The organism is Haloarchaeobius salinus (genome assembly GCF_024464185.1).
Classification (GTDB): Archaea; Halobacteriota; Halobacteria; order Halobacteriales; family Natrialbaceae; genus Haloarchaeobius; species Haloarchaeobius salinus.
Genome location: NZ_JANHAU010000004.1, coordinates 23603 through 36111 on the forward strand (window position 1 = coordinate 23603; position 12509 = coordinate 36111).

General features: G+C 66.2%; 13 protein-coding genes. 6 read left to right on the forward strand and 7 right to left on the reverse strand.

Going from position 1 to position 12509, the window contains the following annotated elements:
* Positions 1-2: 2 nt before the first annotated feature.
* Positions 3-362: a PhlB family protein gene (locus NO345_RS14420; protein WP_256300292.1), complete on the reverse strand. Its 360-nt coding sequence runs from the start codon at positions 360-362 to the stop codon at positions 3-5.
* Positions 359-1513, reverse strand: a complete 1155-nt coding sequence (locus NO345_RS14425; RefSeq protein ID WP_256300294.1) for a thiolase family protein — start codon at positions 1511-1513, stop codon at positions 359-361. Before NO345_RS14425 ends, NO345_RS14420 begins: the two co-directional genes overlap by 4 nt.
* An 800-nt stretch (positions 1514-2313) precedes the next feature.
* On the opposite strand from NO345_RS14425, the gene NO345_RS14430 reads away from it, so the two are divergent.
* Positions 2314-3540 (forward strand): orc1/cdc6 family replication initiation protein, encoded by a 1227-nt coding sequence (locus NO345_RS14430; protein ID WP_256300296.1) that lies wholly within the window; start codon positions 2314-2316, stop codon positions 3538-3540.
* 65 nt (positions 3541-3605) lie between these two features.
* Complete coding sequence (locus NO345_RS14435) at positions 3606-4277, forward strand: DUF3267 domain-containing protein (RefSeq protein WP_256300298.1); 672 nt, start codon at positions 3606-3608, stop codon at positions 4275-4277.
* 60 nt (positions 4278-4337) lie between these two features.
* On the opposite strand, the gene fabG is transcribed toward NO345_RS14435, so the two are convergent.
* The 5 genes from fabG to NO345_RS14460 form a co-directional block, all read right to left on the reverse strand.
* Complete coding sequence (gene fabG, locus NO345_RS14440; RefSeq protein WP_256300300.1) at positions 4338-5081, reverse strand: 3-oxoacyl-[acyl-carrier-protein] reductase; 744 nt, start codon at positions 5079-5081, stop codon at positions 4338-4340.
* A gap of 197 nt (positions 5082-5278) precedes the next feature.
* Positions 5279-6658 (reverse strand): class III poly(R)-hydroxyalkanoic acid synthase subunit PhaC, encoded by a 1380-nt coding sequence (gene phaC / locus NO345_RS14445; protein ID WP_256300302.1) that lies wholly within the window; start codon positions 6656-6658, stop codon positions 5279-5281.
* Position 6659: 1 nt separating this feature from the next.
* Complete coding sequence (locus tag NO345_RS14450; RefSeq protein WP_256300304.1) at positions 6660-7214, reverse strand: poly(R)-hydroxyalkanoic acid synthase subunit; 555 nt, start codon at positions 7212-7214, stop codon at positions 6660-6662.
* A 45-nt stretch (positions 7215-7259) separates the two neighbouring features.
* Complete coding sequence (locus NO345_RS14455) at positions 7260-7748, reverse strand: hypothetical protein (RefSeq protein WP_256300305.1); 489 nt, start codon at positions 7746-7748, stop codon at positions 7260-7262.
* Positions 7741-8067, reverse strand: a complete 327-nt coding sequence (locus NO345_RS14460; protein WP_256300306.1) for an AbrB/MazE/SpoVT family DNA-binding domain-containing protein — start codon at positions 8065-8067, stop codon at positions 7741-7743. The genes NO345_RS14455 and NO345_RS14460 overlap by 8 nt, the downstream gene beginning before the upstream one ends.
* Before the next feature lie 220 nt (positions 8068-8287).
* Here NO345_RS14460 and NO345_RS14465 point away from each other — a divergent pair, with 220 nt between their 5' ends.
* The 4 genes from NO345_RS14465 to NO345_RS14480 all read left to right on the forward strand — a co-directional run bounded on the left by NO345_RS14465 (position 8288) and on the right by NO345_RS14480 (position 12507).
* Complete coding sequence (locus NO345_RS14465; protein ID WP_256300308.1) at positions 8288-8944, forward strand: MaoC family dehydratase; 657 nt, start codon at positions 8288-8290, stop codon at positions 8942-8944.
* Between the two features lie 161 nt (positions 8945-9105).
* The gene (locus tag NO345_RS14470) at positions 9106-9996 is read left to right on the forward strand and encodes a DUF726 domain-containing protein (protein WP_256300310.1); all 891 of its coding nucleotides are present in this window, start codon (positions 9106-9108) and stop codon (positions 9994-9996) included.
* A 150-nt stretch (positions 9997-10146) separates the two neighbouring features.
* Entirely contained in the window at positions 10147-11316 is a 1170-nt protein-coding gene (locus NO345_RS14475; protein ID WP_256300312.1) for an alpha-1 4-glucan-protein synthase, read from the forward strand.
* 45 nt (positions 11317-11361) lie between these two features.
* On the forward strand, positions 11362-12507 hold the full coding sequence (locus NO345_RS14480) for an extracellular solute-binding protein (protein ID WP_256300314.1): 1146 nt from the start codon (positions 11362-11364) through the stop codon (positions 12505-12507).
* The last annotated feature ends 2 nt before the right edge of the window (positions 12508-12509 follow it).

Sequence of the window (12509 nt, forward strand, 5' to 3'; positions counted from 1 at the left end):
GCCTAGACGGGGTCGAACCGGTAGCCGTCCCACTCCTGGCTCTCGGGTACCCTGATACCTGCATCGGGGTCGCGCAGCTCATCGACGTACACCGGCCGGACCGTGTCGCCGGTCTCGACGTCGTCGGTGGTCAACTGGCCGATGGCCCGGACGGCCTCGCCGTCGACGTCGAACTCGACGATGGCGAGCGCGTTGGGCTGGCGGACGCCCGGTGGGGTCGCCGTGGAGTTCGTCCAGGTGACGACCTCGGCCTCGTACTCGCTGAGGTCGACCGTCTCGACCGGTTCGCTGCCGTTCGGGCCGATCGGGTGGCCCGGGTAGGTGATGCTGCCGTCGTCGTACCGGTAGGCTTCCATGGTCATTCTGCTGCCTCCATGATGGTGGTGATGACGCAGTTCCCGAACCCGCCGACGTTGCACGCGAGGCCGACGTCGGCGTCGACCTGCCGTTCCCCGGCTTCACCGACGAGCTGGGCGTATATCTCGTAGCCCTGTGCGACGCCGCTCGCGCCGAGCGGGTGCCCCTTCGACTTGAGGCCGCCGGAGGTGTTGATGGGGAGTTCGCCGTCCATCTCGGTCTCGCCGGCCTCGACGCGCTCCCACGCTGTACCCGGCTCGGCGAACCCGAGGCCCTCCATCTGGAGGAACTCGAGGATGGTGAACATGTCGTGGAGCTCCGCCACGTCGACGTCCTCCGGCTCCAGTCCGGCCATCTCGAACGCCTGCTCGCCGGAGTCGACGACGCCGCCCATCACGGTCGGGTCCTCGCGCTCGTGGACGACCTGGGTGTCCGTCGCGCCCGCGACACCGCTGACGACGGCGTAGTCGTCGGTGTACTGCTCGGCGACCGACTCCGGGCAGAACATGAGCGCCGCGCTGCCGTCGGTGATCGGACAGAAGTCGTACAGCCGGAGGGGGTCGGCGACGATGGGCGACTCCATCACCGTCTCCAGATCGACCTCCTTCTGGAACTGGGCGTGCGGGTTGTTCAGTCCGTTCTTGTGGTTCTTCACGGCGACCTTCGCCAGCGACTCCCGGGGCGCGTCGTACCGTTCGAGGTAGTGCCGCGCCGTGAGCCCGGCGAAGCTCGGCAGGGTGACGCCGTGTTTGTACTCGACCGGGTGCGTGATGGAGGCGATGACGTCCGTCGCTTCCCCGGTCGTCCGGTGGGTCATCTTCTCGCCGCCGACGAGCAGCGTCATCTCCGAGGCTCCGGAGGCGATGGACTGCCACGCGGCGTAGATGCCCGCGCCGCCCGAGGACGAGGTCTGGTCGACCCGCTGGCTGTACGCCGGCATCACGTCGAGGTCGTGCGCCAGCGCGTTCATGATGCCCGTCTGTCCCTCGAACTCCCCGCTGGCCATGTTCGAGACGTACAGGTGCTCCACCTCGTCGGGGGCGACCCCGGCGTCGTCGAGGCAGGCCTCGCCCGCCTCGGCGAGCAGGTCCATGACCCACGACTCACGCTGTCCGAACTTGGTCATCGACGCACCGATGACTGCTACACGGTCCATGGACGTGTCCACTCACGGCATCGGTTTAGTTATTCCCGTCACGACGGCTTTTTGCTCGCGTCGAACCCGGCCCGTGGTGGGGCCGTCCAGTCCGTGATCCCCATGTGGCGTGCATCGGGGTCCGACCGCCATCTGGGGTCGACCGCCATCTGGAGCCGACGGCCATCGGAGTCCGGCCGTCCGCGGGGACGGACCACCATCGGACCCGTCCGTCGTCGAGCGCGGGACATCCCCCCACCGTTGCAAGTGAAGCCGGCTCGTGCCCCGAGCCACCCCCACCACCGTTGCGAGTGAACAGTTGGTGGGCAACGCGAGCGGTTGTACCGGTGAACGGGGGGAGAGAGACACCACTGTTGCAAGTGAAGAGGCTGTTGGGTGGGGGTGGGTCGTGATACAGAGACACCACCGGTACGAGTGAAGCCGGGAACCGGTGGGGACGACGACGGTCGAGTAGACACTCTCGCCGCCAGCATGGTCATCACTTCTCCGTGGCGTAGAACGCCTCTCGGTCTATTTTTCACTTGCAATCGTGGTGTGTACGAGTCGTCGCGAATGTACTGCCACCGAACCCCCCACCCGGATTTATCAGTGCTTCACCAGAAACGGTGGTGTGCCGTCCCTCTAGGCACCCCTTCCTTCCTAGCTTCACTTGCAACAGTGGTGTCTGTGAGGGTGTGTTCTTCGGTGACGTTCGACACGATACGGAGACCACGACCGTGAACGACCGTGACGGTTCACACGAAACACTTGAATCACTTGCAAAGGAGGTTCTTTTATACCCGGAGTCACACCGGAAGGGTATGCGCCGGTTCGAGCGCAAGCGCGCCATCTTCGCAAACAAGGACGCTCTTCGGGAGAGCTACCAGCCCGACAGCATCGAAGAGCGGGACGAGGAGATCGAGGCGTACATGGACGCGCTCCAACCGGTCGTCGACGGCTGGGAGCCGAACAACGTCTTCCTCTACGGCAACACCGGCGTCGGCAAGACCGCCGTCACCGAGTACCTCCTGTCGCTGCTGCAGGACGACGTCGAGGAGTACGACGACGTGGACCTCTCCGTCGTCTCGCTCAACTGCAAGCCGCTCTCCTCCTCGTACCAGGTCGCGGTCGAACTCGTCAACGAGCTCCGACCGGACGGCGGGGAGATATCGACGACGGGCTACCCCCAGCAGACCGTGTTCAACAAGCTCTACGAGGAGCTCGACGAGGTCGGCGGCACCATCCTGCTCGTCCTCGACGAGATCGACGCCATCGGCGAGCGCGACGAACTCCTCTACGAGCTCCCCCGTGCCCGGTCGAAGGGCGACCTGGAGGCGGCGAAGGTCGGCATCATCGGCATCTCGAACGACTTCAAGTTCCGCGACCAGCTCGACCCGCGCGTGCAGGACACGCTCTGTGAGCGCGAGCTCCAGTTCCCGCCGTACAACGCACAGGAGCTGACCAACATCCTCTCCTCGCGCGCCGAGATCGCGCTCCGGGAGGACACCTACGACGAAGCGGTCGTGCGGCTCTGTGCGGCCCTCGCGGCGAAGGACCGCGGCTCCGCGCGACAGGCGCTCGACCTGCTCCTGCTCGCCGCAGAACAGGCCGAGAACGGCGACGACGACCACGTCTCCGAGCGCCACGTCGAGGCGGCACGCCACGAGCTCGAACGCGAACGCGTCGAGGAGGGCATCCGCCAGCTCACCCAGCACGGTCACCTCGCCCTGCTCGCCGTCGTCTCCATCGCGGCCGAGGGCGACACCCCCGGACGGAGTCGGGCCATCTACGACCGCTACCTCGACATCTGCGACGGCTACGGCGTCGACAGCCTCGCCCAGCGGTCGGTCCACAACCACCTCTCCGACCTGCGGATGCTCGGTATCCTGACCGCCCGGGAGAACCGCTCGGGCTCGCGGGGGAACTTCTACTCCTACGAGCTGGACGTCCCCCTCGAGTCCGCGCTCACGGCACTTGAGGACGAGCTCGACATGCAGCAGCGATTCTCCGACCTGCGGACCGTCGCGACGATGAACGAGGTCCGCTGAGGCCACACACGACGAACGGCTCCCCCTCCCAAACGCATTTCTCCACGGGGACAGACCACCGTTTCATGTCGTCACCTCCGGTCCGAGACGGCCAGACGTCCGCCGAGGCTCCCGCGCCGCCGGACGGTGAGGCGTACGAACCCCCCAGGCGGGCCGGCTACCGCGCCGGCACCCCGTTTCGCTACTCCGCGCTGACGCTCACGCTGCTTTCGGTGGTCGTCAGCCCGATCGCGCTCGTCGTCTTCGCCTGGCTGGCGACCACGACCGCCGGCTTCGAAACTGCGTTCCCGTTCGTCGTCTTCGAGGAGACCACCGACGGGTTCACGCTCGCGCTCGACATCGCCCAGTTCGGCACGGTGTTCGTCGTCGCGCTCGTCGGCACCGTCGTCCTCCACGAGCTGGTCCACGGACTCGTCTTCCGGCTGCTCGGCTTCGACGTCTCGTTCGGTGTCGCCCCCAGGCTCGGCGCGTTCTACACGGCGATCTTCGAGCAGTTCCAGACGCGACGCCAGCTCGCCATCGCCGTCCTCGCGCCGCTCGTCGTCCTCACGCCCATCGGCGTCCTCCTGCTCCTGGTTCCGGGGCCGCACGTCCCGTTCGTCTGGTTCGGGCTGGTCCTGAACACCGGCGGCGCGGTCGGCGACCTGTTCGTGGTCTGGCGGCTGCGCCGGCTCCCGCCCGGGACCCTGTTCTACGACGTGGACGCGTACACCTCGTACATCTACGAACCGGAGTGACTGTGTCGGGACCACGTGTCGGGCGGTCCGCAGGCGAGAAAGGGACCGGTCGCCGTCCGCCTACAGGTCCATCCCGCCGTTGGCGTCGATGACCTCGCCGGTGATGTACGAGGACTCCTCGCTCGCGAGGAACCGGACGATGGCGGCGATGTCCTCGATCTCCGCGAACCGTCCGAGCGGGATCTGGGAGACGATGCGCTCTTTGACGTCCTCCGGGACGCTCTCGAGCATGTCGGTCCGGGTGAAGCCGGGCGCGACGCAGTTGGCCGTCGAGCCGCCGCTCGCGAGCTCGATAGCGATGGTCCGCGTGAAGCCGAACATCCCCGCTTTCGCCGCGGCGTAGTTGGCCTGCCCGAAGTTGCCCTGCTTGCCGACGATGGAGGAGATGTTGATGAGACGGCCCTCGGTCGCCTCCCAGATGTCGTCGTAGAACGTCTTCGTGCAGTTGAACATCCCGCCGAGGTTCACGTCCATCACCTTGTCCCAGTCCTCGCGCGACATCTTCACGAACCGGGTGTCCTTCGTGATGCCCGCGTTGTTGACGAGGACGTCGACGGAGCCGAACGCGTCGTGGGCCTCCTCGCGCATGGCCTCGACCTCGACCATGTCGGTCACGTCCGCCTGGGACGCGATGGCGTCACCGCCCTCCCGGCGGATCTCCTCGCAGGCCGACTCGGCCGACTCGGCCGACGACCGGTAGTTGACCACGACGTTCGCTCCCTCCCGACCGAGGTGCTCGGCGATGCCGCGTCCGATGCCGCGTCCTGCGCCTGTGATGACGCATGTGCGTCCGTCCATGTGCATGATAGGTGTCCAGGGCGCGGACGACTCGGGCCACGGCGACGGCCGCCGGGGCCGGTCGTCCGTCCATACGGGATGTTCACGAAAAACGAACTTAAATATTCCTCAGGCTATGGAGTCGCCGAAACGATAGAAACCCAGTCGGCAGCGGCCACCGTTCCGTCGGAGACGGTCGGGTCGCCGCGCCGGTTGCTGGCCGCCTACGCGGTGTGGTCGGCCGCCGCGTCGATCCAGTCCTCGACGCGTGAGACCGGCAGCTCGGTCGTCTCGGCGAGGTCGACCGCGTCGGCGGCCGCGAGGGCGGCGATGGAGTCGACGCCGGCGTCGCGCAGGCGCTCGGCGTACGCCGGGCCGATACCGTCGATCTCCTCGAGGCCAGCCTCGTCGGTGCCCTCGACCTCGATCTCGACGCTGGAGTCCTCGCTGTCCTCGGCCGCGGCCGCGTCCGTCTCCGGTTCCGCGTCGACGCCGGGCGTCGACACGTCGCCGGTGTCGTCGACCATGCGCTCCCCGAACCACTCGCAGACGTCCGGCCAGAGCTCGGCGTGGCTGCGCGAGGAGACCGACATGCCGATGTGGCCCGTCGGGAACTCCATGATCGTCTTGTCGTCCGTCGCGAGCACGTCGTTGAACGGCTTCGACGCCTCCGGCGGGATGAGGTGGTCGTACTCGGCGACGATCTGGAGCACCGGCATCTGGATGTTGTCGATGTCGACGTGCTCGCCACCCAGGTACAGCTCGTTCTCCATGAGCTTGTTCTCCTGGTAGATGTCGCGGATGAACTCGTTGTACGTCTCGCCCGCGACGTCGATGCCGTCGCCGAGCCACTCCTCCATCCGGGCGAAGTTCTCCACGAAGTCCTCGTCCTCCATGTTCTCGTAGAACCGGACGTACTTCGTGACGTAGTTCTGGACGGGGTCCATCAGCGCGAAGCCGACGTCGAGGAACTCCGCGGGGACGTTCCCGAAGGTGTCCGTGACCTTCTCGGGGTCGTAGTGGTCCTCGGCACCCCAGAGCTCGAGCACGCCGGAGTCGCCGCCGAAGCAGAGGCCGGCGGCCATCAGCGCGAGCGTGTGGACCTTCTCGGGGTAGAGCGCGGCGTACATCGTCGACATCGTGCCGCCCATGCAGTAGCCGAGGACGTTGATGCTGTCCTGGCCGGAGCGGTGGCGGACCTCGTCGACGCAGTTGTCGATGTAGCGGTTGACGTAGTCGTCGAGTGTGAGCGAGCGGTCGAGGTTCGACGGCTCGCCCCAGTCGATCATGTAGACGTCGTAGCCGTTGTCCAGCAGCGTCCGGACGACCGACCGGTCGGGCTGCAGGTCGAGGATGTACGGCCGGTTGATGAGCGCGTAGACGATGAGGATGGGCACCGGCTCCTGTTCGTCCGTACGGGACTCGTAGTGGAGCAGCCGGAGCTTGTTCTCCTCGTAGACGACCTCGCTGGGCGTCTCGCCCACGTCGACATCCTGGAGCGTCTCCGCCCTGTCGGGTGCGACCTGGGACTTCTCGAACAGCTCGGAGGCGTTCTCCCAGGCCTGGCGCTGCATGTCGAGTGTGGCTGCGAACGGGTTCTGCATCTTACTCCTCCAGGTGTTCGAGGACGCGGTCGAGCTTCTGTTCGACCGCGTGCTGGCGACGTTCGAGCTCGACGAGACGGTCGCCGATCTCGACCACGTCGCCCTCGGTGGCGAAACCGAGCGTGTGGAGCGTGTCCTCGGCCGCCTCGTCGGCCTGCTGTTGCATCTCGAGCATCTGGCCGACGCTGGAGCCGGTCCAGGCGGCGAACGCGCTCGTCGACATGACCTCCTTGAAGGCCTGGTTCGCCGTGTTGAGCCAGATGTCACGGAACTCCTCGAACTCGACCTCCTCGCCCTGCATGCCGTCCTCGGTCCGCTCGATCATCTGCTCGGCGGCGTCCATCCAGGCCTCGTAGGCGCGCTTGTAGCCCTCGACGCTCTCGTCGAGGTCGCCCATCTCGCCGCTGGTCCCCTCGACCGTCTCGGACCACTGCTCGACGAACTCCGCCTGGGCCTCCATGTTCTTCTCCATCGCCTCGAAGAACTGCTCGTTCATTCGCGAGACGAAGTCGTTCCACTCGGTCGGCACCGTCGATTGGGGGTATGAGTCTGTCATTGTTTGAAGATGGGTTTCGCTGATTATAAAAGGTCTCGTCGGGGCTCAGGCCGAGAGCTCCTCGGCTGCGTCCTCGAGCTGCTCGGTCGCGTCCTCGAAGTTGCCCTCCATGCGCTCGTGGGCCTCGAGGAACGAGTCGAAGGAGCTGTCGACGACCTCGGTGTAGCTGTCCGCGTACTGGTCGAAGGCGTCGGCGTTCTCCTCCATGGCCTCGACGGCCGCCTCCATCATGCGGGCCTGGTTCTCAGTGAGCGCGTCGTACTGCTCGTCGAGCAGCTGTTCGAACTCCTCGAAGTCCACGGAGCCCTCCGGCAGCATGGACTCGACGGCGTCGAAGTACGCGTGGAGCGCCTGCTTCGACAGCTCGGTGTTCTGCTCGCTGAGCGACTGGTACTGCTCGACGGACTCGGTCATCTGTGCGACCGCTTCCTTCTGGGCCTCGATGACGTCGTGAGTCGCCTGCTGGCTGCTCTCGAGCATCGTGCGCTGCATCTGGAAGACGGGCTTCATCGGGTTCTGGGTAGTTTCACTCATTGGAATCACTGTTGTTGCGTTTGACTGGGATGACTATCGTCTGGACGATGTCGCCTTCGCCGATGTCGAGCGCCTCGCGCTCGGCGTCGGGGATGCTGATGCGACCACTGCTCTGGACGCGGGTCTTGAACATCGCCGCGCCATGACTCATCGCGGTCAGGTCGGACATCGTGTCCGACCCGCCGGCCCCGTTCTTGAGGAACTGGTCCCACAGCTCGGACTGGGACCCCATCATCTGCTCGCTCGCCTCCGTCATCTGCTCCTGCATCTGCTGGAGCATGAACGGGGACCACGGCATCTTCGGCGAATCGTCCGTCATCACACAGTGATACAGCGGCCAGCAGTATAAAGATTCCGCTGAAAACCAACGAGAACCATCGAGTGGGATTGAGTGGTTAGAATCTCCCTGTCCCCCTCCCGTCCCCACCGTCCACCGGTGTACCACACCGTACTATCTGTCCGTGGATGCACGGAAACGGGCAGCGGTGACGTTGGCCGAGCCAAAGAAGTATTACGCACGCCTGTCTTAGAGCCCCACCATGGGTGAACGAGAGAGCCGCGTAGCGTCGCCATTTACAGCGATGACGACGGCGTGGACCAGTTTCGCGGAGAGTGCCGTCAAGGGGGCGACGGCTGCCAACCGAGCAGCGTTCGCGGCCTTCACACCGCCGGTGGACGTGTCGTCCGTCGCCACGGACGACACGACGACGAGCGAGGACGACGAGGTCGTCGAGCCGTCCGTCCCGTCGGTGGTGTACGAACACGCCGACTGGACGTTCGAGCGGACCGTCGAGAAGGCGGCCGACATCACGGTGGGCGACACCGTCGTCTTCTCGAAGACGCTCAGCGAGGAGGACGTCCGCGCGTTCGCGGCCGCGAGCGGCGACACGAACCGACTCCACCTCGACGACGAGTTCGCCGAAGACACGCGCTTCGGGGGGCGCATCGCGCACGGGACGCTCGTCTCGGGGCTCGTGAGTGCGGCGCTCGCCCGCCTCCCCGGGCTGACGATCTACCTCTCGCAGGAGCTGACCTTCGAGGGGCCCGTCGGGATCGGTGACCGAGTCACCGCGACGGTCGAGGTACTCGAGGACCTGGGCAACGGCCAGTACCGCCTCTCGACGGTCATCGAGGACGACGAGCGGGTGGTGGTCGACGGCGAGGCTGTCGTCCTCATCGACGACCTGCCCGAGTAGGGCCACCGGTGCAGACCGGTGAGCGACGCAGAGCAACGGCGGGATGGGTCACGTTGCACGCGCCGCGGCGGGCTGTTCGATATTTCCTCTAGAACCGAGTTAAATTTTATTTCCCGGGTTTCCGCCGGGTTTTAAATCGCCTCCATCAGATGCGATTGGTAATGTCACACGGGCATGACAGCAGGGAACACGGCGCACAGAACGTCAGTCGACGACGGTTCCTCGGTACGGCAGCCACCGCAGCAGCCGGCACCGGGCTCGCGGTCGGCACATCGGGCACCGCGGCGGCAGCGGAGACCTACCCGCGCGTGACCACGAGAGGACACTACGACATCACGTGGTACGGCTCGGTCTACCTGACCGACGGGCACACGGAGTGGGACTACGATACGGCCGGCGACATCCCCGGCCTCGACTCGGCGGCACCGGACGAACTGCTGGTCCACGTCCACGGCTGGATGAACGAACCCGACAGCGCCGTCGAGGGGTTCCAGACGGCGGAGTCCGCCTACCGGAACAACGGATACGACGGCGCGGTCGTCGGCTTCAGCTGGGACTCGGACTCCAGCGTCTTCGGCTGGTGGGACTCCACCGAGATCGCCGAGGACAACGGCCTGAAGCTCGCGAACTTCGTCAACGACTACCGGCAGGCCAACCCCGGAACGACGATCCGGCTGGTCTGTCACTCCCTCGGCGCGCGGGTGACGCTGCGCTGCATCGAGGTGCTGAACGAGAACGGCATCACCGACGCCGTCCAGTCCGTGTCGCTGCTCGGCGGGGCCGCCGACAACGACGCCGTCTCGACCGGCGGCCGTTACGGCCCGGACCTCGCGGGCGCGGTCGGGCAGGTCGACAACTTCTGGAAGTCCGACGACGACGTGCTCAACTGGGCGTACACGACCGCGGAGTTCGATTCGGCCGTCGGCGAGGAGGGCTGTGAGGGCACCGAACCCGGCAACTACCAGGACCACAACGTCGACTACGTGCCGGACCACTACTCGTACTACTACCCGAACGAGGGCTGTATCGGCGACGTCGTCGCGGAGTGGTAGCGCCGACCACCAGAGGCGGAGCCGCCCGCTGATTTTTCGCGACACTGCGCCCGACCAGGACCGAGTCCCACCGGGGACCACACCGGTTTCTTAGGCCCGCCTAAGATAGACAGTCTTTTTAGGCTGCCCTAAACACGTTCGTAGTAAGCGATGACAACAGCGGACATCTGCGTCGTCGTCCCGACCGTCCGCGAGTACGAGTGCATCCGCTCGTACGTCGCGAACGCACGGGACCACGGCTTCGACACGGACCGACTCCACTTCGTCCTCGTCACCGAGGACTTCTGTGACGCCGACGCGATGCGCGAGATGCTCGACGACCTCGGCGTCTCGGGCCGCGTGTTCGACGAATCGGACCGCGAGAGCTGGTACGACGAACACGGCGTCAGCGAGTACAGCCACCTGATTCCGGCGGCGAGTCACGCGCAGACGTCGTTCGGCCTGCTCTACCTCTGGAACGAGGAGTTCGAGTACGGCTTCTTCATCGACGACGACACCCTGCCCCACGAGGACCACGACTTCTTCGGCCTGCACATGGCCAACCTCGCCTACGAGGGCGAGGTCGAGCGCGTGGCATCCGACGAGCAGTGGGTGAACGTCCTCTACGAGAACGCCGACGAGCACGGGCTCTACCCGCGTGGCTACCCCTATGCCGCGATGGACGAGACCGTCGAGACGGACACGACCACGGTCGACCACGTCGTCGCCTCCCAGGGGCTCTGGACGAACGTCCCCGACCTCGACGCCGTCCGCATCCTGATGGACGGCGACCTGGAGGGCCAGGCCCAGACCCGCACGACCGCCGAGGACTTCGGCGAGCAGTTCGTCGCGGCCGAGGGCAACTACCTCACCGTCTGCTCGATGAACCTGGCGTTCCGCCGCGAGGTCGTTCCGGCGTTCTACCAGTGCCCGATGGACGACAACCCCTGGAACGTCGGCCGGTTCGACGACATCTGGTCGGGCGTCTTCCTCAAGCGCGCGGCCGACGTGCTCGGCGGGCAGGTCCTCAACGGCGACCCCCTGTGCGAGCACAACAAGGCTCCGCGCTCGACGTTCGACGACCTCGCGAACGAGGTCGCCGGCCTGGAGTGCAACGAGCACTTCTGGGAGATCGTCGACGGCGAGGGCGCGGACGCCAACACCTACGCGGAGGTAATGGCCGCCATGGCGGACGCACTCGTCGAGGGCGAGTTCGACGAGTACCAGAACGGCGAGTTCCTCAACTACGTCGGCGAGTACTGCCTCGACTGGCTCGACTGCCTCGACGAACTGGCACCGGTCGCGGGCCACGACCCCGTGGCGGCGACGGCCGACGACTGAGCTGTATCGGCAGCTATAAACCATTTAGGTAGACCTAAACCAACTATGAACCACAACGACCACGACTCCACCGACGCCCCCGTCGGTCGTCGCCGCTTCCTCACGGCGGCCTCGGCGACGGGACTCGCGGCCTCCGCAGGCTGTATCGGCCTCTTCACGGGCGACGAGAACGAAGACGACGGCGAACTCGGCCTCATCGGCTCCGGGATGGACGGCCGGCCGGCACCGGGCGGCACACCGATGGCCGACATGCCCGACCTCTCGGGCACGCTCACGCTCTACTCCGGGCGTGGCGAACCCCTCGTCAACACGCTCCTCGGCTACATCGAGGACCAGTACGAGGACTTCACGGTCGACACCCGCTACGAGGCCTCGACCACCCTCGCGAACCAGATCGAGACCGCGGGCAACGCCAGCGAGGCCGACGTGTTCCTGTCGGTCAACGCCGGCGCGCTCGGCCTCGTCTCCGACGCCGGCATGACGGTCACGCTCCCGGACGACCTCCAGGAGCTCGTCCCCACCCAGTACCGCGACGACGACGGTGCGTGGATCGGTACCTCCGGCCGTGCACGGACCATCCCGTACAACACGGACGAGCTCTCCGACTCCGACGTGCCGGACGACATCCTCGACGTGCCGGACACCGACTTCGCGGGCGACATGGGCTGGGCACCGAGCTACGGCTCGTTCCAGGGCTTCCTCACCGCGATGCGCGTCATGAACGGCCGCGAGGAGACGAAGGCGTGGCTCGAAGCGATGCTCGACGCCGGCGTCACCCGCTACAGCGACGAGTTCATCGTCTCGCGCGCGGTCGCCAACGGGGAGCTCAGCGCCGGCTTCGCGAACCACTACTACATCCAGCGCGTCCTCGCGAACAACGAGGACGCCCCCGTCGCGACGGCGTTCACGCAGAACGACGCCGGTGCCATCTTCAACGTCGCCGGTGCCTGCGTCGTCAGCAGCACCAGCGACGAGGACCTCGCGACGAACTTCGTCCGGCACCTGCTCTCGGCCGAGGCCCAGGAGTACTTCGCAACACGTACATTCGAGTACCCACTCATCCCCGAGGTAGAACCCGTCGGCGACCTCCCACCCGTCGACGAACTCGAGACGCCCGACTTCGATCTCGCACAGCTCTCCGACATCGGGCCGACGATCGATCTGATGCGCGAGGTGGGGATACAGGTCTAGGT

Bases quoted from the DNA above. Each gene is read 5' to 3' on its own strand.
- NO345_RS14420 (WP_256300292.1), bottom strand. From the start codon at position 362: ATGACCATGGAAGCCTACCGGTACGACGACGGCAGCATCACCTACCCG.
- NO345_RS14425 (WP_256300294.1), bottom strand. From the start codon at position 1,513: ATGGACCGTGTAGCAGTCATCGGTGCGTCGATGACCAAGTTCGGACAG.
- NO345_RS14430 (WP_256300296.1), top strand. From the start codon at position 2,314: ATGCGCCGGTTCGAGCGCAAGCGCGCCATCTTCGCAAACAAGGACGCT.
- NO345_RS14435 (WP_256300298.1), top strand. From the start codon at position 3,606: ATGTCGTCACCTCCGGTCCGAGACGGCCAGACGTCCGCCGAGGCTCCC.
- fabG (WP_256300300.1), bottom strand. From the start codon at position 5,081: ATGCACATGGACGGACGCACATGCGTCATCACAGGCGCAGGACGCGGC.
- phaC (WP_256300302.1), bottom strand. From the start codon at position 6,658: ATGCAGAACCCGTTCGCAGCCACACTCGACATGCAGCGCCAGGCCTGG.
- NO345_RS14450 (WP_256300304.1), bottom strand. From the start codon at position 7,214: ATGACAGACTCATACCCCCAATCGACGGTGCCGACCGAGTGGAACGAC.
- NO345_RS14455 (WP_256300305.1), bottom strand. From the start codon at position 7,748: ATGAGTGAAACTACCCAGAACCCGATGAAGCCCGTCTTCCAGATGCAG.
- NO345_RS14460 (WP_256300306.1), bottom strand. From the start codon at position 8,067: ATGACGGACGATTCGCCGAAGATGCCGTGGTCCCCGTTCATGCTCCAG.
- NO345_RS14465 (WP_256300308.1), top strand. From the start codon at position 8,288: ATGGGTGAACGAGAGAGCCGCGTAGCGTCGCCATTTACAGCGATGACG.
- NO345_RS14470 (WP_256300310.1), top strand. From the start codon at position 9,106: ATGTCACACGGGCATGACAGCAGGGAACACGGCGCACAGAACGTCAGT.
- NO345_RS14475 (WP_256300312.1), top strand. From the start codon at position 10,147: ATGACAACAGCGGACATCTGCGTCGTCGTCCCGACCGTCCGCGAGTAC.
- NO345_RS14480 (WP_256300314.1), top strand. From the start codon at position 11,362: ATGAACCACAACGACCACGACTCCACCGACGCCCCCGTCGGTCGTCGC.